Raw genomic sequence first — 19,827 nt, forward strand, 5'->3', positions numbered from 1 at the left:
CGAAGGCTCGAGCGACGTCGAAACCCCGTGAGCACACGACGTACGGCGGGCACGGTTCTCGCGGGGTCTCGACGACGTTCCTCGCTGGCGCTCGTCACTGCTCGACCAACGGAGGCCGCCGTTGGTTGAGCAGCGAGGGCCGAAGGCTCGAGCGACGTCGAAACCCCGTGAGCCCATGACGTACGGCGGGCGCGATTCTTGCGGGGTCTCGACGACGTTCCTCGCTGGCGCTCGTCACTGCTCGACCAACGGGCGGTGGCCTCACCCGTTCGGCGGTGTGGGGGGTGGGCGGGACGGGTAGGCCGGGGCCGTGCAGACATCAGAGATCCGAGCGGCCGCCGGAGGCGCTGCCGTCGTGGGTGTCGCGTTCGGCATGGCGCGCTACGCCTACGGCCTCACGCTCCCCGACATGCAGGCGGAGTTCGACCTGTCCGAGCAGCTGACGGGCCTGGTGGCCAGTGCGACCTTCGTCGGCTACCTCGTGGGGCTGCTGGGGGTGCCGGTGCTGGTCGCCCGCCGCGGTCCTCGGGCCCCGACGTCCGTGGGTGGCGCCTGCGGCGTGCTGGGCTGCTCGCTGGTCGCGGTCTCCCCTACCCCAGCGGTACTGGCGGTCGGGGCCGTGCTCGCCGGGAGCGCGGCGGGGTGGGTGTGGGCGCCGTACTCGGACGTGCTGCGGGCCGTCGCCGCGCCCCAGCACCGGCCGACGCTGCTGGCCGTGGTCACCACCGGGACCGGGGTGGGCCTCGTCGGCCTCGGTGCGCTGGGGCTGCTGGCCCCGTTCGTCTCGTGGCGCCTGACCTGGGCCGGGATCGCCGTCGCCGCCGCGGTGGCTGCGGTCCTCAACCTGCGGCTCGTGCCGGCCCTCCCGCCGCCGGAGCGCCAGGAGGGAGGCGGCCGGCTGCCGTGGGCACGGCTGCTCGTCCCGCTCCTCTACACCGTGGCGTACTTCGTGGCGGTGACGGTCTACTTCACCTACGCCAGCGACGCCGCCGAGGAGGCCGGCATGGCTGACTGGGCGCCGGCACTGGTCTTCGCGCTCATCGGTCTCGGTGGCCTGGTCGCCTTCTGGACCGGCCGGATGACGGCGCTGCTGGGCCCCACCGGGGTGGGCGCGGCCAGCCTCGGCGTCGTCGGCCTGGCGCTGGTCGGGCTCGGTCTCGCCCCGGGCGGGGCGCTGGTGCTGGCCTCGGCGCTCGTGCTCGGGGCCGGGTTCATGGTCGGGTCGTCGGTGCTGGCCATCTGGACCGCCGAGGCCTCCCCCGAGCGTCCCGGCACCGCCTTCACCGCAGCCCTGGTCGTCGGGGCGGTCACCTCGATCGTGACGCCCACGGTGACCGGCGCACTCGTGCCCGGCGCCGGGCTCGGCACCGTGCTGGTGCTGGCCGGTGGGCTGGCCGCGGCCTGTGCCGCGCTGCTCGCCGCGACGGGGCCGGCCCGGAGCGTGCTGGCCCGGGGGTGAGCGCGCAGGTCCTAGTCTGCTCGCATGCACCCCCACCACGCCGCCCGCACCCCGACGCGCGAGGAGGTCGTCGGTCGAGGCATCGACTGGATCGCCCGGTGGACCGTGCGCTGGCTGCTGGTCGCGCTGGGCGCGGTCGCGCTCGGCTGGCTGGTCGGCAAGGGCTGGTCGATCATCCTGCCGGTGGTCCTGGCGCTCATCCTGACCACCGTCCTGCAGCCGCCGGCCCGCTGGCTGGAGCGTCGTCTTCGGTTCCCGGCCGCGGTCGCGGCCCTGACGGTGATCCTGGTCGGGCTCGGCCTGGTGGGCGCCCTGGGCGTGACGATCGCGCCGTCGGTCGGCGAGCAGGCCGTCGAGCTGGCCGACTCGGCCTCGCTGGGCCTGGCCGAGGTGGAGCGGCTGGTCGCCGAGAGCTCGCTGCAGATCACCCAGACCCAGGTCGAGACCGCCGTCAGCGCCGCCCAGGACCGGCTGCAGTCCAGCGCCAGCAGCATCGCCTCGGGCGTGCTCGTCGGCGTCGGCGCGGTCACCTCGGCGCTGATCACCTTCATCCTGACCCTGGTGCTCTCGTTCTTCTTCCTCAAGGACGGGCCGCGCTTCCTGCCCTGGGTCCGCCGCCTCACCGGCGAGCGTGCCGGCCCCCACCTCGTCGAGGTCGGCGACCGCGCCTGGTCCACCCTGGGCGGGTTCGTGCGCACCCAGGCGCTCGTCGGGCTGATCGACGCCGTCCTCATCGGTATCGGGCTCGTCGTCGTCGGCGTGCCGCTGGCGGTCCCGCTGGCCGTGCTCACCTTCATCGCCGCCTTCGCCCCCATCGTCGGCGCGGTCGCCGTCGGCGCGCTGGCGGTGCTCGTGGCGCTGGTGGCCAACGGCTGGGTCTCGGCCCTCATCGTGCTGGCGATCGTGCTGGGCGTCCAGCAGCTCGAGGGCAACGTGCTGCTGCCCTGGCTCCAGGGACGCAGCCTGCGCCTGCACGCGGGCGTCGTGCTGCTGACCATCGTGCTGGGCTCGACCCTCTTCGGTGTCGCCGGCGCCTTCCTGGGCGTCCCCGCCGTGGCGGTGCTCGCGGTCGTGCTGCGCTACCTCGACGAGCAGGTGCAGGAACGCACCGGACCCCGTGAGGAGCCGCCGGGCAGCGAGGCGGAGGAGCCCCTCGAGCCGGACGCGCCGGACGAGCCGGTCGAGGACCCCCAGGACGCCTGAGACGACACGACGCCCGCCCCGCTGCTGCGCGGGGCGGGCGTCGTACGTCGTGGGGTGGCGGCTCAGGCGAGCGCGGCGGCCACCGCGGCGTAGTCGGGCTCCTGGGCGATCTCGGGCACGAGCTGGGTGTGCAGCACGGTGCCGTCGGTGTCGATGACCACCACGGCGCGGGCCAGCAGGCCCTCGAACTTGCCGTCGGTCAGCGCCACGCCGTAGTCGTGGCCGAACGAGGAGCGGAACGTCGAGGCGGCCACGACGTTCTCGATGCCCTCGGCGCCGCAGAAGCGGGCCTGGGCGAAGGGCAGGTCCTGCGAGACGCAGATGACCTGCGTGTCGGCCAGGCCGGCCGCCATCTCGTTGAACTCGCGCACGCTGGCCGCGCAGACGCCGGTGTCGACGCTGGGGAAGATGTTCAGCACGGTGCGCTTGTCGGTGGGGCGGGTGACCTCGGTGGTGAGGTCGGTGCCGATCAGGTGGAAGTCGGGAGCGGTGCTGCCGATGGCGGGGAGGTCACCCACGAGCGTGACGGGGGTGCCTCCGAGTGCGGTGGTGGTCATGGGTGGTTTCTACCACCGCGCTCCACGCGCGCGCCCAGGTGTCCGCCGAGAGGTCAGGCCTTGACGGCCAGCACGGGGCAGGACGCGTCGAGCAGGATGCGCTGGGCGTTGGAGCCCAGGATCAGCTTGCCGACCGGCGAACGACGACGCAGCCCGATCACGAGCAGCTCGGCGTCGTTGTCGGAGGCCAGCCCGATCAGGTCCTCGGAGGGCTCGAAGCCGCGCACCAGCTGGCGCAGCTCGAAGTCGACGCCGGCGCCCTCGAGCTCGGCGCGCACCTCGTCGAGCTCGGTCTGCGTCCTGCTGGCCGCCTCGGAGTCGTACTCCTGGCCGCCGCGGTGGGAGGAGACGACCACGAGCCGCAGGCTGCGCAGCTTGGCCTCCTCGATCCCCCGCGCCAGCGCGGCGCGCCCCTCGGGCTTGTTCACGTAACCGACCACGACGGTGCCCATCGGTCCTCCTCGACCAGCTCGGTGCGCACGGCCGGTCCGACCGCGCTCCTGGCACGCTAGCCGATCGCGGCTCACCCCCGGCGCCTGTGGAGGAGCCGCGTCGGACAAGCCTGCGAGGCGGCAGGCTGGTCGACGTGCCTCCCACCCCGCCGCCGTCGCCCGCCGACGGCGAGGGCCTGCACGAACCGCTGCCGCGCGAGCTGGAGCGCACGCTGCGGCGGGCGGTGCTGCGCCACGTGGAGTCCGAGCCCCGGCGCCGCCACCCGACGGTGGTGCACGTCGGGCTCCCCGACGAGCACGAGAGCGTCTTCGCCTGCGCCCCGGGCGACCCCGCCGACCTGGGGGTCCGCACCGACGTGCTGCTGGCCCTCCTGGCCCGCGCGCCCCAGGACCGCCTGCTGGTGTGGATCACCCGCCCCGGCGAGCTCGTGACCCAGGACGACGACGCGTGCTGGGTCGCGGCGACCCGGGCGGCCGCCGGCGAGCTGGACCGCCGCGTCGAGCTGGTGCTGGTCGGCCGGCACGGCTGGCGCGACCCCCGCTCCGGCCTCTCGCGCACCTGGAAGCGGCTGCGGCCGCGCTAGTCCCAGGTGTGCACGGGCTCGTTGGTGTGCATCCGCTCGCGGTACTCCAGCACCGTCGCGCGCAGGGCGTCGTAGCGGTCCTGGTCGCCCCGGCGGCGCATCCGCTGCACGAACCACTCGGCGCCGTTGACGCCGGTCAGGCAGCGCTGCTCGATGATGCCGAGCAGCCGGTCGCGCACGTCGGCCTCGACGCCCCACGACTCCAGCCCCTCGTGGGCCATCGGCAGCAGCCGGCGCAGCACCAGCTCGGTGGCCGGCACCTGGCCCACCCCGGGCCAGTAGACCTGGGCGTCGATGCCCTGCTGCGCGGCGACGTGGAGGTTCTCCTCGGCGGCGCTGAAGGACATCTGCGACCACAGCGGGCGCGGCGAGTCGACCAGGGCGCGCACCAGGCCGTAGTAGAAGGCGGCGTTGGCCACCGTGTCGACCACGGTCGGGCCGGCGGCCAGGAGCCGGTTCTCGACCCGCAGGTGGGGCACGTCGTCGACCACGTCGTAGACCGGCCGGTTCCAGCGGTAGACCGTGCCGTTGTGCAGCCGGAGCTCGGACAGCGCCGGGGTGCCACCGGCCTCCAGCACCTCCAGCGGGTCCTCGTCGTCGGTGACCGGCAGCAGCGCCGGGAAGTAGCGCACGTTCTCCTCGAAGAGGTCGAAGACCGAGGTGATCCACCGCTCCCCGAACCACACCCGCGGACGCACGCCCTGGGCCTTGAGCTCCTCGCTGCGGGTCTCGGTGGCCTGCTCGAAGAGCGGGATGCGGGTCTCGCGCCACAGCTCGCGGCCCAGCAGGTACGGCGAGTTGGCCGCCAGCGCCAGCTGCGGCGCCGCGATCGCCTGCGAGGCGTTCCAGTACGCCGCGAACTGGTCGGGCGAGGTCTGCACGTGGAACTGGGTGCTGGTGCACGCCGCCTCGGGCACGATCGAGTCGGCGGTGGTCTCCAGCGACTCCTCCCCCGAGATCGAGATGGAGATGTCCTCCCCGCGGGCGTCGAGGATCTGGTCGCTGAGCAGCGCGTAGCGCGGGTTGGCGCTGAGGGTCTGGCGGGTCATGTGGCCGTCGGCCAGGGTCGGCAGGATGCCGATCATCAGCAGGTGCGCGCCGACCTCGGAGGCCTTGGCCTCCGCGTCGTCGAGGTCGCGGCGCAGCTCGTCCTCGAACTGCGTCAGCCCGCCCTCGCGCAGCCGGGCCGGGGGCACGTTGATCTCGATGTTATACTGGCCCAGCTCGGTCTGGAAGTCGGGGTCGGCGATGCGCTCGAGCACGTCGGCGTTCTTGAGCGCCGGGTCGCCGCGCTCGTCGATGAGGTTGAGCTCGACCTCGAGCCCGGTCATCGGGTCGTCGGTGTCGAAGGCCGCCTCGCGCAGCATCCTGGCGAACACGTCGAGGCAGCGCCGCACCTTCGCCCGGTGCCGCGTGCGGTCCGCGCGGCTGAACTCCTGAGCCTCGACCTCTTCACCCATGCCTCGACCCTAGGCCCACCCGCGGCCCCGGGGCACCCTCCCTCAGGCGGGCCCTCAGGCGGGGCGCCCGGCCGGCGCCCACGCCCCCGGCGGCACCGCCCGCTCCAGCAGCTGGGCCACGTAGCCGCCGAGCACGTGGTCGGGGTCGACGGCCAGGCACCGGTCGACGGCGCACCAGGCCAGCGCGCCGCTGCCCGAGAGCCAGGCCGCGAAGCCCAGCACCGCCGCGGCCCCGGGGAGCCGCTCGTCGGGGGTGCGGCGCACCACCTGCGACCACAGGTCGACGTGCAGCACCGCGTCGGCACGCGTCATCGAGAGCCACGCCACGTCGCGCACCCGCGGGTCGACCAGCGCCTGCAGCAGGCCGGCCAGCTCGACGGGCCCGGGCTCGCGCCCGGTCGCCAGGCAGTCGGACAGCAACGCGGAGACCTCGTCGGCGGCCAGGGCGGGCGTGCGTGCCAGGACCCGCGCCACCTCCGCGCGCCGCCCCGGGTCGGGGTCCAGGCTCGCCGCCAGCTCGTCGCGCGAGCGGTGGGTCACCCGGCCGTCGAGCACCGCCTGCGCGCGCAGCGGGTGGGCGCTGACGTCGTACGGCGTGCCGGTGCCGGGGCCGATGGCCGGCCAGTGCCGGCTGCCGTGGGCGCGGATGGTCTCGAGCACCTCGATGCCCGCGGCCCCGAACGCGTCGACGAGGCTGCGCGCGCTGCGCCGCGCGGCATGGGCGTCGTGGGAGTAGAGGACCAGCAGCACCCGCGACACCCGGTGGTGCACGGCGGGCTCGACCAGCAGGGCGCTGACCGCCGCCACCTCGGCGTCGGTGGCGCCCGGCGGCGGCAGGTCCAGCCGGGCCTGGAACTGGTGCTCGGAGCCGAAGGTCAGCATCACCACGCTGTCCTCGGGCTCGAAGCCGAGGACGACCGGCACCAGGGCCAGGACGTCGACGGGGGCGCGGGCCACGAAGGTCCGGGTGGGCATCTCTGGAGTCGTCATGCCCCGAGGCTGTCCGCGGAGCCGCGCCTCCGCGCGGGCCTGCGGTCGGGCTGGGGACGGTCCGCCCGCAGCCACCGCCTGTGCACGACCGGCGGCCCGGCGCAGGTAGCGTGCCGGAGTGCGTTCCCAGGCCTCGGTCCTCCACCTGGACCTCGACGCCTTCTTCGCCGCCGTCGAGCAGCGCGACAAGCCCTCGCTGCGCGGCAAGCCCGTCGTCGTCGGCGGCGTCGGCGGGCGGGGCGTGGTCGCCACCGCGTCGTACGAGGCGCGGGTGCACGGGGTGCGCTCGGCCATGTCGACGCGCGAGGCCCGCTCGCGCTGCCCCCACGCCGCGTTCCTCTCGGGCCGCTTCCACGCCTACCGCGAGGCCAGCGGCGTGGTGATGGGCCTGCTGCGCGAGGTCTCCCCGCTGGTCGAGCCGCTCTCGCTCGACGAGGCGTTCGTCGACCTCGAGCAGGCCGGGCTGCCCGACCTGGAGGTCGCCACCGTCACCGACTTCGCCCAGGACCTGCGCCGTCGCGTGCACGAGGCCACCGACGGGCTGACCGCCTCGGTGGGGGTGGCCACCAGCAAGCTGCTCGCCAAGATCGCCAGTGACCTCGACAAGCCCGACGGGCTCGTCGTGGTCGCCCCGGGCACCGAGCAGGAGCTGCTGCGCCCGATGCGGGCCACCATCATCCCCGGCGTCGGCCCCGCGACCGCCGAGCGGCTGCGGCGCGCGGGCATCACCACGGTCGCCGACCTCGAGGAGGCCGGTCTCGACGAGCTGGTGCGCCTGCTGGGCCGTGCCCACGGCGGCGGGCTGCACCTGCTCTCCCGCGCCCGCGACGACCGTCCGGTGGTCGCCGAGCGCGAGGCCAAGTCGGTCAGCGTCGAGGGCACCTACGACACCGACCTGTCCGACCTGCGGCTCATCGAGGGGCTGCTGGCGCGCCAGGCCGGCGAGGTGGCCACCCGGCTGCGGGCGGCCGGGCTCTCGGGGCGCACGGTGACCATCAAGGTCCGCTTCCACGACTTCACCACCCTGAGCCGCTCCACCACCCTCGCCTCCCCCACCGACCACGGCCCGACGGTGGCGCGCAGCGCCCGGGCGCTGCTGGCCGAGCTGGTCGCCGGGCCCGACACCGGGCCGCAGGTGCGCGCCGGCGTGCGGCTGCTGGGCGTGGGCGTCTCGGGCCTGGCCGACTGGGTGCAGGAGGACCTCTTCGCCGACGCCGAGGACGACGGCGCCGAGGAGGAGGACGAGGAGCTGCCCGAGCCGCCGCGCGCGCGCCACCTCGGCGCCTGGGCGCCCGGCATGGACGTCGTGCACGCCGAGCTGGGCCGCGGCTGGGTGTGGGGCGCGGGACGGGGCGTGGTGACCGTGCGCTTCGAGACCCGCGAGACACCCGCCGGCCCGGTGCGTTCCTTCCCCGACGACGACCCGGCGCTGAGGGCCTGGACGCCCCCCGTGCCCGAGGAGCCGGCGCAGGACCCGCTCAGCGGGCCCGCGTGAACCGCACCGGCTCGCCCGGCCGCAGCTGGGCGCACTGCCACAGGTCGGCCGCCTCGACGACCGCCACCACCGGGTAGCCACCCGTCGGCGGGTGGTCGGCCAGGAAGACCACCGGCAGCCCGCTCGGCGGCACCTGCACCGCCCCCAGCACCATCCCCTCGCTGGGCAGCTCGCCCGCACCGGCCAGCCCGAGCGGGGGCCCCTCGAGCCGCAGCCCCACCCGGTTCGACTCCGCGCCGACGACGTACGACGTCGCGCACAGCCCGGCGAGCCCGCGCGGGCCGAGGCGCTCGAGGCGTGGGCCGGGGTGCACCCGCAGCAGGCCGGTGGGCCGCCCGGTCGGGGACGCGGCGGGCGCCTCGAGGGGGGCGGGCGGGGCCGTGGGCTCCCCCAGCGCGAGCACCTGGCCCTCGGCCAGCACCGGCGGCCCGACCCCGGCCAGGGTGTCGGTGGCGCGCGAGCCCAGCACCGGCGTGACGTCGAGGCCGCCGGCGAGCGCGACGTAGCTGCGCACCCCGGCGCCCGGGGCGCCCAGCCGCAGCACCGCTCCCGCGGGCACGAGCTCGGCGCGGCCCAGCCCGACCGCCCGGCCGTCGACGCCCACCGGGGCCGCCGCCCCCGTCACCGCCACCCAGGTGGCGGTGGCCGGCCGCAGCGCCAGCCCACCCAGGGTCACCTCGAGCAGGGCGTGGCCGGGCGGGTTGCCGACCAGCCGGTTCGCCAGCGCGGCGGCGGGCCGGTCGAGCGGCCCGGCGCGTGGCACCCCCAGGTGCGCCGACCCCGCGCGCCCCTGGTCCTGCACCGTGCACAGCGGCCCGGTGGCCAGCACCTCGACCGACCGGGCGCTCACGACGGCTCCGCCACGACGAACCGGACCCGGGTGCCGGGGGCGAGCAGCGCGGGCGGGTCGCGCTCGACGTCCCACAGGCGGGCCTCGGTGCGGCCCAGCAGCCGCCACCCGCCCGGGGAGGCACTGGGGTAGACCCCGCACCAGGAGTCGGCCACGGCGACCGAGCCGGCCGGGACCCGCGGTCGCGGCGAGTCCAGGCGCGGCACCGCCCACTCCTCGGGCAGGCCCGAGAGGTAGGCGAAGCCGGGGGCGAAGCCGCAGAAGACGCTGACCAGCTCCAGACCGGTGTGTCGGGCCACCGCCTCGTCGCGCGAGAGCCCCCACCGGGCGGCGACGTCGTCGAGGTCGGGGCCGTCGTAGACGACCGGGACCTCGATGGTCGGGCCGTCCGCCGGGCTCGACGCCGGGTCCTCGGGGTCGGGGCGCCACGCCTCGAGCAGCGCCGCCGTGGCGGCGACGTCGGCGGGGTCGAGCCCGTCGAGCAGCACCGTGCGCGCCGCGGGCACCACCTCGACAGCTCGTACGCCGCTCCCCCGCACCCAGGTCGCCAGGGCGAGGGCGGTCGGGGCGTCGGCGACCTCGGCCAGCAGTGCCGTGGGCCCGAAGGGCCGCACCCGTGCCCCGCCCAGCCCGCTCACCACCCGCTCACAGCCCGCTCACAACCCGCGCAGCGTCCAGCCGGCGTCCTCGAGCGCGGCCCGCACCGCCCGGGCGTGCTCGACGGCCCCGGGGCTGTCGCCGTGCACGCACAGCGAGGCCAGCTCGACCACCCCGCCGGGGGGCTCGCGCAGCAGCCGCAGCGCCTGCGCGGCCACCTCCTCGGGGCCCTCCAGCAGCGCCCCGGGCTCGCTGCGGTCGACCAGCCGTCCGTCGGCGGCGTACCCGCGGTCGGGGAAGCCCTCGTGGCGCACCGTGCGGCCCCGGCCGGCGGCGAGGTCGAGCAGCACCCCGGGCATCCCGAGCACCGGGAGGTCGCCGGAGCCCTCGAGCACCGCCTGCGCCTGCTCGGGGTCGTCCATGGTGCGGTGGTAGAGCGCGCCGTGCGGCTTGAGGTAGCGCACCGTCGTCCCCGCGGCCGACGCGATCTCGGCCAGGGTGCCGACCTGGTCGGCGACCTGCTCGCGCAGCAGGTCGGCCGCGACGTCGAGGGGACGGCGACCGAAGTGCTCGCGGTCGGCGTACGAGACCTGCGCACCGACCGAGACCCCGCGCCGGGCGGCCTCCTCGCAGACCGCGCGCATGATCGCCGGCGAGCCCGCGTGGTAGCCGCAGGCCAGGTTCGCCGAGGTCACCACGCCCAGCAGCGCGACGTCGTCGGTGACCTCCTCGCCCAGGTCGGCGTTCAGGTCGACGTACCGCATGTGCGGACGCTATCGCCCCGCCTCTAGGTTGGCAGCCATGTCCTCCTCCACTCCTGAGCACCCGCCGGTCGCCCCGCCCGTCGCCGAGCGCCGCCCGACGCAGCGCGAGATCCACGGCCGCACCCGTCACGACGACTACGAGTGGCTGCGCGAGAAGGACTCCCCCGAGGTCCGCGCCCACCTCGAGGCCGAGAACGCCTGGACCGAGGCGCGCACCGCGCACCTCGCCGACCTGCGCACCCGGATCTTCGAGGAGATCCGGGCCCGCACCCGCGAGACCGACCTGTCGGTGCCCACCCGCAACCGCGACCACTGGTACTACGGGCGCTCCTTCGAGGGCCGCGAGTACGGCGCGACCTGCCGGGTGCCGGTCTCCGGGCCCGACGACTGGACCCCGCCCACCCCCGCCGAGGACTGCGCGCCCGACCAGCCGGCGCTGCCCGGCGAGGAGGTGCTGCTCGACCTCGACGCCCTGGCCGAGGGTCACGAGTTCTTCTCCCTGGGCGGGGCCAGCATCAGCCCCGACGCCACGCTGCTGGCCTACAGCGTCGACGTGGTCGGCGACGAGCGCTACACCGCTCGCATCAAGGACCTCGCCAGCGGCGAGCTGCTGCCCGACGTGATCGAGGGCGTCATCCACGGCACCACCTGGGACCGCGCCGGCGAGAACCTCTACTACGCCACCGTCGACGAGTCGTGGCGCGCCGACAAGATCTGGCGCCACCGGCTCGGCACCGAGCAGTCCGAGGACGAGCTGGTGCACCACGAGCAGGACGGCCGCTTCTTCGTCGGGGTGGGCCGCACCCGCTCCGACCGGTTCCTGGTCGTGGCCTCCGGCAGCAAGACCACCTCGGAGTACCGTTTCCTCGACGCCGACGCCCCCGAGGCCGGCTGGCAGGTCTTCGCCGAGCGGGTCGAGGACGTCGAGTACTCGCTCGAGCACGCCGTCATCGCCGGCGAGGACCGGTTCCTGGTGCTGCACAACGCCACCGGCCCGGACTTCGAGATCGCCAGCGCGCCCGTCGCCCCCACCCCGGCCTCCGGCTGGACGCCCCTGGTGGCGCACGACCCGAGCGTGCGCCTCGAGGAGGTCGACGCGTTCGCCGGTCACCTGGTGGTCCACCAGCGCAGCCAGGGCCTGACCCAGCTGCGCATCATCGAGCTCGGCCCCGAGGGCGTCGGCGACGACTACCTGGTGCCCTTCGACGCGCCCGTCTACACCGTCGGCGCGGGCGCCAACCTGACCTTCGACCAGCCGACCGTGCGCCTGGGCTTCACCTCGATGGCGGTGCCCTCGTCGGTCTACGACTACGACGTGCGCAGCCGTGGGCTGACGCTGCTGCGCCGCACGCCCGTGCTCGGCGGCTACGACCCGGCCGACTACGAGGAGCACCGGCTGTGGGCCACCGCCGAGGACGGCGAGCAGGTGCCGATCTCTATCGTGGCGCGTCGCGGCTCGCGGGAGGACGACGGCGGCGGCACCCGGCCGGTCCCGACGCTGCTCTACGGCTACGGCTCCTACGAGGCCTCGATCGACCCCTACTTCTCGATCGCCCGGCTCTCGCTGCTCGACCGGGGCGCGGCCTTCGCGATCGCGCACGTGCGCGGCGGCGGCGAGATGGGCCGGCGCTGGTACGACGACGGGAAGATGGCCAAGAAGCAGAACACCTTCTCCGACTTCGTCGCCTGCGCGCGCCACCTCGTAGCGACCGGCTGGTCGCGCCCCGAGACGCTGGTCGCCGAGGGCGGCAGCGCCGGCGGGATGCTGATGGGCGCGGTGGCCAACCAGGCCCCCGAGCTGTTCACCGGCATCGTGGCCCAGGTGCCGTTCGTCGACGCGCTCACCACGATGCTCGACGCGAGCCTGCCGCTGACGGTCACCGAGTACGACGAGTGGGGCAACCCCGAGGCCGACCCCGAGGTCTACGACTACATGGCCACCTACGCGCCGTACGACAACGTGACCGAGCAGGACTACCCGGCGATCCTGGCCGAGACCTCGCTCAACGACACCCGGGTGCTCTACGTCGAGCCGGCCAAGTGGGTGGCCCGGCTGCGCGCCACCTCCCCCGACCACCGCCCCGACGTGCTGCTGCGCACCGAGATGTCGGCGGGCCACGGCGGCGTCTCGGGGCGCTACAAGTCCTGGCACGACCGGGCGTTCGCGCTGGCCTGGATGCTCGACCGGATGGGGCTGGCCGACGCCTGAGGTGCGGTGCGGTGTGACCTCGCTCCCCCTCCGGGGTGAGAGCCATCCGTCGCAGGGTGGGCACCGAACAACCAGCGAGGCAGCGAGGCCCTGAGAAGTCCCTGAGAGTTGATCGTTCATGCAACTCCGGGGTCGGGCCGGACGTCCTTGATGGTGAAGGCTCCACGGCGGAGCGGGAATCCGCACCGCCGCCGGAGCGTTGAGACGACGTGGGAGCGCGAGAGCGACCACGTGACTGAGGAGGGGTTCCATGGCCACCCGCACCGCCACCCGTACCGCACCCAGCGCCGGACGCGAGATCGAGGGACGCGACAGCGTCGGTCTCTACCTCGACGAGATCGCTCGCAACCCGCTGCTCGACGCGGCGGCCGAGGTCGAGCTCTCGCAGACCATCGAGGCGGGCCTCTACGCCCAGGCCCTCCTCGACGAGGGCCGGGTCGGGCGCCGCAAGGGCGGTGCCCCCGGCCGGGCCACCCAGGAGGAGCTCGAGTGGCTCGCCGAGCAGGGCCAGCAGGCGGTGCAGACGTTCATCACCGCCAACCTGCGCCTCGTCGTCTCCATCGCCCGCAAGTACGGCCGCGCGCAGATGCCGATGCTGGACCTGATCCAGGAGGGCAACACCGGCCTGATCCGTGCGGTCGAGAAGTTCGACTACACCAAGGGCTACAAGTTCTCCACCTACGCCACCTGGTGGGTGCGCCAGGCCATCACCCGCGGCATCGCCCAGCAGGCCCGCGTGGTGCGGCTGCCCGTGCACGTGGTCGAGGAGCTCAACCAGGTCGGCGGCGCCCGCCGCACCCTGGAGCGCCAGCTGGGCCGCGACCCCGAGCCGGCCGAGATCGCCCTCGAGCTCGGCATGGACGTCGACCGGGTGCTCGACCTGCTGTCGTGGGGCCGCGAGCACGTCTCGCTCGACACCCCCGTCGACGAGGACGGCGACACCTCGCTGGGTGACCTGATGGCTCAGGAGACCTCCCCCGGCCCCGACCTCAACGTCATCGACGTCGAGTCCCGCGACCGTCTCAACGCCCTGGTGGGCCATCTCGACGACCGTGCGGCCGACATCATCCGCTCGCGCTACGGCCTCAGCGACGGCCGTCAGCACAAGCTGGCCGACATCGGCGCCAAGCACGGCATCTCCGCCGAGCGGGTGCGCCAGCTCGAGCGCGAGGCGCTGCAGAAGCTGCGCCGCTTCGCCGACCCCGACCTGGCGGCCTGAGCCACCGGGACGGACCAGCACGACCCGTCGGCCGGGAGGATCGGCCTACGGGGCGGCGTACGCCGCGACCTCCAGCGCCTGGGCGGCCTCGGCCGCCCGGGCGCTGACGTCGTCGGGGACCTGCTCGGCCTCGGCGGTGCGCGCCTGCCACATCTGCAGCGCCACGACGCGGGCGGCGGCCTCCTCGATTCGCTCCGGTGCGACCTCGCCGTCCCTGATCGCCTTGGTGACCCGGGCGTGCGTACGGCGCGTGTCGGCGGGCATCAGCAGCAGGTCGGCGCCGGCGACGAGCGCCTTGACGGCCAGGTCGGGGATGCCGACGACCGCGCCCATGCCCAGCGAGTCCGTGATCGCGACGCCCTCGAAGCCGACCTCCTCGCGCAGGTGCTCGTAGACCTCGGGGGCGATGCTCGAGGGGGTGCCCGGGGCGAGCGCCTCGACGTCGAGGTGGCCCATCATCACCGACGGCGCCCCGGCCTTGGTGGCGGCGCGGAAGGGCATCAGGTCGCGCTTCTCGAGCTCGGCCGCCGGGGTGTCGAGCTCCGGGAGCGTCAGGTGGCTGTCGGCCGTGGCGCCGCCGTGACCGGGGTAGTGCTTGGTCGTCGAGACCGTGCCGGAGCGGTCGAACCCGTCGACCGCGGCCGCGGTGGCCTTGGCGGCCAGACGGGGGTCGGTCGAGGGCGAGCGGCTGCCGATGGTGGGGTCGGCCGCGCCGATCGTGACGTCCGCGACCGGCGCGTAGACCCAGGTGAAGCCGAGGTCGCGCAGCTCGAGACCGGTCGTGTACGCCGCGTCGCGCACCGCCAGCCTGCCGCTGCGCCCGCCGCCGTCGACGGCCTCGCCGGCGGCGCGGAAGGCCGGGAACTCGGTGGCGATCCCGCGCAGGTGGGAGACGCTGCCGCCCTCCTGGTCGACGCCGATGACGGCCGGGAAGTCGCGGCCGCTGTCGGCGACGGCCTGCGAGACCGCCGCGGTCGTGGCGCGCACCTGGGCCTCGTCGACGACGTTGTCGCCGGTGACGCACACCCCCGAGAGGTGCAGGTCGGAGACCAGCTCGGCCGGGATCGCCGGGTCGGTGCCGGCGTAGCGGCCGACGATCACCTGGCCGGCGAGCTCCTCGGGGCTCATCGCGGCGACGACCTCGCGTGCCTCGGCGAGCTCGCCCTCGGTGGGACCCCAGCTGGTGGGGGCGTCGGGGTCGACCGGCTCGGCGTCCTGCGTCGCCCCGGGCTCCTCGGTGGCGCTGGGCGCGTTCTCGTCGGCGGCCGCCCCGGGGGTCGGCCCGGCGGTCGGTTCGTCGTCGACGCCCGAGCAGCCGGTGACCAGCAGCCCCAGGCTGAGCGCTGCCGCGGCGAGGGCTCCGGGGCGCCTCACGCCCGCACCGCCAGCTCGTCGTGGACGGCGCGCACGCGGGCGCGCAGCTCGTCGAGGGTGCCGGTGTTCTCGATGACGTGGGTCGCCACGGCGAGGCGCTGCTCGCGGGTCGCCTGCGCGGCGATGCGCGACTCGGCGTCCTCGAGGGTCCAGCCGCGCTGCTCGAGCATCCGCTCCACCTGCGTCTCGGTGGGGGCGTCGACCACGATGACGGCGTCGAAGCCGTCGGCGCGTCCCGACTCGGCGAGCAGCGGGATGTCGTGGACCACCAGGGCCCCCTCGGGTGCGGTTGCCTCCAGCTCGGCGTACCGCTCGAAGACCAGCGGGTGCACGATCGCCTCGAGGCGCTTGCGGGCCGACTCGTCGCCGAAGACGAGACGCCCCATCGCCGGACGATCGAGGTCGCCCTCGGGGGTCAGCAGCTCGTCGCCGAACTCCTCGACCACCGCGGCCAGGCCGGGCGTGCCCCGCTCGACCACCTCGCGGGCGAGCGCGTCGGCATCGATCACGACGGCCCCCAGCTCTGCCAGCATGGCCGCGACGGTGCTCTTGCCCGACGCGACTCCCCCCGTGAGACCAACGCGCATGGGCGCCACGGTAGCCGGGGACGCCTCGAGGGCCGCATCTGGCAGGGGCTCACATTTTGCCGAGCCCGCGGGTGCGGGACCTTCCTGCCCCACCGTGCCGTTGGGAGGATCGAGGTCGGACCACCACCAGCCAGGGGGCGCCATGACCACCACCACGAGCACCAGCACCGCCATCGACGCACCGCCGGAGCGTGTGTGGCGGCTGCTCACCGACACCGACTGGTGGAACCGCGCCGACAACGGGGTGGTCGACGTCACCGGCGCCATCGCCCAGGGGCAGAAGATCAAGCTCGTCTCCGAGCTCGACCCGAAGCGCGGCTTCAAGCTCCAGGTCGCGGAGATGGACGAGCCCCACCACATGGTGTGGACGGGCGGGATGCCGCTGGGGCTGTGCACCGGCCGCCGCTCCTTCAAGCTCGAGGCCACCAACGCGGGATGCACCTTCAGCATGGCCGAGGACTTCACCGGCCCGCTGTCGCCGCTCATCGTCCGGGCGCTGCCCGACTTCCAGGGGTCCTTCGACCAGTTCGCCGCTGCACTGAAGGCGGACAGCGAGGCGTGACCCCGCCCGGTCAGCGCCAGGGTCGGTAGACGACCTCATACGTGTCGCCGACCTCGCGCTCGAGCCGAGCGACCAGCCGTCGGGCTCTCGCGTCGAGCTCGGCCAGGGCCTCGTCCTCCCCGGGCACGGTCGTGCGGTGGTCGACGAGGCGTTCCATGGCCTGGCCCCAGGCCGCCAGGTCGGCGACCAGCGTGCTGCTCAGGCCCAGGACCCTCCGCAACCACGACTCGTCCTCGGGGAGCAGCCCCTCCTCGTCCCACAGCGGGACGCCCACCCAGTAGTCCCACATGAAGCGGATGGTGCGGCCCGCGACCTCGACGTCGTCATACTCGCTCACCGTCGCAGTCTCGCACCGCCCTGCGTCGCACGCCTGGGTCAGCGGTGCCTCGGCAACCGGGCGCGGGCAAAGGTCGGTTGCTGGGTCACCGCTCGCTCGGCGGTACCGACGTCTGGTCGGCAGCGAGGAGGGACTGGCGACCTCGAGAGGCGAGCGGGGTTCAGATGTAGGTGTACGTCCCCGGCTCCTCAGGTCGACCGCCGTGCCTCCTGCGGTGCGCGAAGACCCCGGCAGTGGGAGTGCGAAGCGTCTCGCCGCACTCCAGGCAGACGTAGTCATTGACCCCGACCCGATGGAGACCTTCGAGGCAACGGTTGGACGGGCAGTCCAGGTTGGTGCACCACTCGACTCGGTCGAAGCAACCCCCCTCGTCGGTGGGGAGGCCGTCGGAGTCGTACCGTTCAGGGCCCACGGGTTCGAGTCCGGAGACGACCTGGCTGCCGCAGGCTTCGCAGGGCCGCGCTTCGACGCGCCGGTCCTCTTCCTCGACTGACATGTCGCCGACGATCCCATGGTCAGGTCATGTCGTCGCCCAGCGACAGGTGCGGACGGTCGTCGGGCGCTCGCGGTCGTCCTGGTCCTGGTCGGCTGCCTCGGTCTAGGCGCCAGCGCGGACTTCTACCTCAGCGGGGACATGACGCAGCGTTACCCCAGGCCGACCCCCGGGTGCGTCGGACCAGTCCCAGGCAAACGTGCCCGCCTCTGCTGACTACCTGCAGGGGCGCCTCACCTGTCAGTGGTCGAATGAGGACGGTTCATGAGTCGCCAGCACGGAGTTGCCACTCCAGGCGCGGGGCTGACCACGGCAGACCTGTCACCTGCTCGTGCAGCAGTCCCCTTGGAGAGCTGCGCGTTGTGATTGCCGGACATCCCGACGTCACTCCCGTACTGGTCTCAACGCCCGTCCAGGTCGACGACAGGTCAACGTTCACCATCCCGGCGGACTCGGCCTACGTGAGAGCCAGCCTCATGACTGACCGCCGGCCGGCGCTCTTCGTCGAGGGCACCTATCCGACTGGCAACTACCTCGTCCCGCGGCGTCTCGTAATCAAGCTCTCGGGTCACCAGGGCGTGATCTAGCCGTCGCCGGAGTCAACGAGTCCGTAAGCGCCGCCGTCGACGAGCTCGGCTTCCGTGGGGAGCGGAGCATGGACAACGATGTTGAAGCCGGGGTAGTGACATGGATGTTCCAAGCCACCGACAGGGTACCGCTGAGCGCTGTCGAGGACGCCGTACGTCGGGTCGTCCGGCAGCACAACCCCGGCCGCTGGATACTGACGACCGGCTAAGACCAGACCCGCCCCCAGCGCCCCGCGCACAGTCAGGGCCAGCGGACTTGGTGCACGTCGGGCTCAAAGTCCGCGTGATCATGGTTCCCGACGGGTGGTGCAACCGTTCCACGAGCATCCGGAACTCGGCACGTCCGAGTAGTCTCGCGCCCCATGAGCGAGTCGACCCTCAACTTGCCCGACGGTTTCGGCTCTTGGTCTCGTCGCGTTGTTGTCGCGACGCTCATTTACGCTCCCCTCTTCGTGATCTTCGCTTGGGTGATCGAGCACTGGACCTCATCTGATCTTGGCCTGCTCGTCGCTCTCGGACCGCCCATGATCTTGACGGCGCCGTGGGTCTTCGAGTCAACGCGAGCGCGTGATCCTGATCGCGCCTGGCGTCACAAGCGCGCAGCGTCCTTCCTCTTCCTCCTAGTGGTGGTATCGAGTCTTGCCTGGATCGGCTTCTACGAGGAGGGCGCCTACCGATGGCTTTCCGCGATGGGGCTCGGCCTGGCTCTCCTCATCGTGCTGCGGCGCCAATGGGTACAAGACTGGATGCGCTCCTAGGCGCGGAGTTGCGCCCGCTCATCGGCACGACCGCGCGGATCGCGGCAGAACCGGATGGCCGCGGGCGCACGCCGCACGGCGGAACCGGGTGGCTGTACCGTCAGAGGCGTGAAGAGGGCGAGAGCGGCATCAATCCTGGCGATAGCGGCGCTGACGGGCTGCTCATCGGCTTCCGACATCCATGACGACAAGTCTTCGGGCGCAATGCGAACAGATACGGGCACCGGGGTCGAGGAACCCGTCTTGGATCGCGGCGTGACCGGGCGGTTGCGAGTCCATGACCGGGCGCACGAACCGGGTGACATCCTCCGGCTCTACTGGCCTAGCAAACAGCGCCGAGGGATCGCCTATTCACTTGACCGGTGGGAAGACTCGTCTTGGGAGCCCGCCTATTTCCTCAGTGCGGCAACCCAAGAAAGCGCGCGGAGTTTTGGTCCCAGGTGGTGGAGCTTCGGCGATGTCGGCGCCTTGCATGACGTTGGACTCGGCGGGGCTGGTCCGGACATCGCGTTAGTGCCCGACACTGCACTACAGGGCACCTACCGACTCTGCACAACCAACTCCCGCCCTCAAAGTTGTGCTCTGGTCAAGGTCGCGTAGTCCGGCTCGTGGCATGGTCGGGCTCCGCCCTCAACGCGGCAGAAGCGTGCGTCTTCGAGCGCACGCTACGCGGCAGAGGCGGACGCTACTGCCTCAGTTCTCTGGAAGGCTGACCGAATGAGCGAAGTCCGGACTGTCGTTGTGGCGAAGGGCGTTGCCCCGGATGGGGAGCCCTGGACGCTCCGCTACGCGCCTGAAGGCGAGCGGGGGTATCCACACCACCTGGCCCTCTTCGTGAACGGGGCCGAGCGCGAGAGCGGGTCCGGGTTCGACGTCCCCGGGACGACTGAAATCGGGTTCGGCGGTGGGCTAACACCTGGAGAGGGAAACTACTACCTGTACGGGCTCACCACCTCTCGTATCCGGACTGTGCGTGCAGAGAGTCACGACGACGCCCGACACTCCGAGGCGTCAACGGCTGCATTCCCTGTCGAAGCGACAGCGGGCGGGGACGCGCTGCGCATCTTCGTCCTGGTTCGGCCCGCGATCGAAGACGTGACTGCTCTTGTGGGCCTGGACCAAGCCGGGCGCGAAGTGCAGCGAATACCCCTCATTGGGCCGCCAGAGCGGTCGTAGCAAGCGCCCGACCATCGGCACGACCGCGCACCACCAGCGGCCTGGCCGGCCCGGTGTTGCTACCTTCGGGGTCCGCGCGGCCCACGACGAGGGGAGCCAACTTGTCTGGCACAC

At 73.5% G+C, this 19,827-nt stretch carries 19 protein-coding genes; 9 read left to right on the forward strand and 10 right to left on the reverse strand.

Annotated elements, in window-relative coordinates; all coding sequences use genetic code 11:
- Window positions 1-355: 355 nt before the first annotated feature.
- Both OCU29_RS14870 and OCU29_RS14875 read left to right on the forward strand, forming a co-directional pair.
- A complete protein-coding gene (locus OCU29_RS14870; RefSeq protein ID WP_261820525.1) occupies window positions 356-1,459 on the forward strand; it encodes an MFS transporter in 1,104 nt (367 codons plus the stop codon).
- Window positions 1,460-1,483: 24 nt separating this feature from the next.
- On the forward strand, window positions 1,484-2,662 hold the full coding sequence (locus tag OCU29_RS14875; RefSeq protein WP_261820526.1) for an AI-2E family transporter: 1,179 nt from the start codon (window positions 1,484-1,486) through the stop codon (window positions 2,660-2,662).
- A 62-nt stretch (window positions 2,663-2,724) separates the two neighbouring features.
- Here the strand turns inward: OCU29_RS14875 and tpx are convergent, their stop codons facing one another.
- Window positions 2,725-3,219: a thiol peroxidase gene (tpx, locus tag OCU29_RS14880; protein WP_261820527.1), complete on the reverse strand. Its 495-nt coding sequence runs from the start codon at window positions 3,217-3,219 to the stop codon at window positions 2,725-2,727.
- Window positions 3,220-3,272: 53 nt separating this feature from the next.
- A complete protein-coding gene (locus OCU29_RS14885; RefSeq protein WP_179616799.1) occupies window positions 3,273-3,671 on the reverse strand; it encodes a universal stress protein in 399 nt (132 codons plus the stop codon).
- Between the two features lie 134 nt (window positions 3,672-3,805).
- Between OCU29_RS14885 and OCU29_RS14890 the strand changes: the two genes are divergently transcribed.
- A complete protein-coding gene (locus OCU29_RS14890) occupies window positions 3,806-4,255 on the forward strand; it encodes a hypothetical protein (RefSeq protein WP_261820528.1) in 450 nt (149 codons plus the stop codon).
- Here OCU29_RS14890 and OCU29_RS14895 read toward each other — a convergent pair.
- Together OCU29_RS14895 and OCU29_RS14900 are read right to left on the reverse strand one after the other, a co-directional pair.
- Window positions 4,252-5,715 carry a glutamate-cysteine ligase family protein gene (locus tag OCU29_RS14895; protein WP_179616800.1) on the reverse strand — a complete coding sequence of 488 codons (1,464 nt, stop codon included), beginning with the start codon at window positions 5,713-5,715 and terminating at the stop codon, window positions 4,252-4,254. The two genes, OCU29_RS14890 and OCU29_RS14895, sit on opposite strands and share 4 nt — an antisense overlap.
- 54 nt (window positions 5,716-5,769) lie before the next feature.
- Window positions 5,770-6,705, reverse strand: a complete 936-nt coding sequence (locus OCU29_RS14900; protein WP_261820529.1) for a DUF4192 domain-containing protein — start codon at window positions 6,703-6,705, stop codon at window positions 5,770-5,772.
- 118 nt (window positions 6,706-6,823) lie between these two features.
- On the opposite strand from OCU29_RS14900, the gene OCU29_RS14905 reads away from it, so the two are divergent.
- Window positions 6,824-8,200 carry a DNA polymerase IV gene (locus OCU29_RS14905; protein ID WP_179616802.1) on the forward strand — a complete coding sequence of 459 codons (1,377 nt, stop codon included), beginning with the start codon at window positions 6,824-6,826 and terminating at the stop codon, window positions 8,198-8,200.
- On the opposite strand, the gene OCU29_RS14910 is transcribed toward OCU29_RS14905, so the two are convergent.
- From OCU29_RS14910 to OCU29_RS14920, 3 genes are read right to left on the reverse strand one after another with little or no spacing between them, the layout of a single operon-like run.
- Window positions 8,184-9,050, reverse strand: coding sequence for a biotin-dependent carboxyltransferase family protein (locus tag OCU29_RS14910; protein WP_261820530.1), 867 nt, complete (start codon window positions 9,048-9,050; stop codon window positions 8,184-8,186). The genes OCU29_RS14905 and OCU29_RS14910 overlap by 17 nt on opposite strands.
- Window positions 9,047-9,688, reverse strand: a complete 642-nt coding sequence (locus OCU29_RS14915) for an allophanate hydrolase subunit 1 (protein ID WP_261820531.1) — start codon at window positions 9,686-9,688, stop codon at window positions 9,047-9,049. The genes OCU29_RS14910 and OCU29_RS14915 overlap by 4 nt, the downstream gene beginning before the upstream one ends.
- An 18-nt stretch (window positions 9,689-9,706) precedes the next feature.
- Window positions 9,707-10,411 carry a LamB/YcsF family protein gene (locus tag OCU29_RS14920; protein WP_261820532.1) on the reverse strand — a complete coding sequence of 235 codons (705 nt, stop codon included), beginning with the start codon at window positions 10,409-10,411 and terminating at the stop codon, window positions 9,707-9,709.
- A gap of 37 nt (window positions 10,412-10,448) precedes the next feature.
- On the opposite strand from OCU29_RS14920, the gene OCU29_RS14925 reads away from it, so the two are divergent.
- Both OCU29_RS14925 and OCU29_RS14930 read left to right on the forward strand, forming a co-directional pair.
- Window positions 10,449-12,620 carry a S9 family peptidase gene (locus OCU29_RS14925; RefSeq protein WP_261820533.1) on the forward strand — a complete coding sequence of 724 codons (2,172 nt, stop codon included), beginning with the start codon at window positions 10,449-10,451 and terminating at the stop codon, window positions 12,618-12,620.
- Window positions 12,621-12,870: 250 nt separating this feature from the next.
- Window positions 12,871-13,839: an RNA polymerase sigma factor RpoD/SigA gene (locus OCU29_RS14930; protein ID WP_179616806.1), complete on the forward strand. Its 969-nt coding sequence runs from the start codon at window positions 12,871-12,873 to the stop codon at window positions 13,837-13,839.
- A gap of 45 nt (window positions 13,840-13,884) precedes the next feature.
- On the opposite strand, the gene OCU29_RS14935 is transcribed toward OCU29_RS14930, so the two are convergent.
- Together OCU29_RS14935 and coaE are read right to left on the reverse strand one after the other, a co-directional pair.
- Window positions 13,885-15,213 carry a glycoside hydrolase family 3 N-terminal domain-containing protein gene (locus tag OCU29_RS14935; protein ID WP_261820534.1) on the reverse strand — a complete coding sequence of 443 codons (1,329 nt, stop codon included), beginning with the start codon at window positions 15,211-15,213 and terminating at the stop codon, window positions 13,885-13,887.
- Window positions 15,210-15,800 carry a dephospho-CoA kinase gene (coaE, locus tag OCU29_RS14940; RefSeq protein WP_261820535.1) on the reverse strand — a complete coding sequence of 197 codons (591 nt, stop codon included), beginning with the start codon at window positions 15,798-15,800 and terminating at the stop codon, window positions 15,210-15,212. The genes OCU29_RS14935 and coaE overlap by 4 nt, the downstream gene beginning before the upstream one ends.
- A 142-nt stretch (window positions 15,801-15,942) precedes the next feature.
- Here coaE and OCU29_RS14945 point away from each other — a divergent pair, with 142 nt between their 5' ends.
- Window positions 15,943-16,362: an SRPBCC domain-containing protein gene (locus OCU29_RS14945; RefSeq protein ID WP_261820536.1), complete on the forward strand. Its 420-nt coding sequence runs from the start codon at window positions 15,943-15,945 to the stop codon at window positions 16,360-16,362.
- A 10-nt stretch (window positions 16,363-16,372) separates the two neighbouring features.
- Here OCU29_RS14945 and OCU29_RS14950 read toward each other — a convergent pair whose 3' ends face one another.
- A complete protein-coding gene (locus OCU29_RS14950; protein ID WP_261820537.1) occupies window positions 16,373-16,699 on the reverse strand; it encodes a hypothetical protein in 327 nt (108 codons plus the stop codon).
- A gap of 1,442 nt (window positions 16,700-18,141) precedes the next feature.
- Here OCU29_RS14950 and OCU29_RS14955 point away from each other — a divergent pair.
- Both OCU29_RS14955 and OCU29_RS14960 read left to right on the forward strand, forming a co-directional pair.
- Window positions 18,142-18,537: a hypothetical protein gene (locus OCU29_RS14955; protein WP_261820538.1), complete on the forward strand. Its 396-nt coding sequence runs from the start codon at window positions 18,142-18,144 to the stop codon at window positions 18,535-18,537.
- 717 nt (window positions 18,538-19,254) lie between these two features.
- Entirely contained in the window at window positions 19,255-19,713 is a 459-nt protein-coding gene (locus OCU29_RS14960) for a hypothetical protein (protein WP_261820539.1), read from the forward strand.
- Window positions 19,714-19,827 lie beyond the last annotated feature (114 nt).

It is taken from the genome of Nocardioides sp. OK12, assembly GCF_024341885.1.
Taxonomy (GTDB): domain Bacteria; phylum Actinomycetota; class Actinomycetes; order Propionibacteriales; family Nocardioidaceae; genus Nocardioides; species Nocardioides marinisabuli.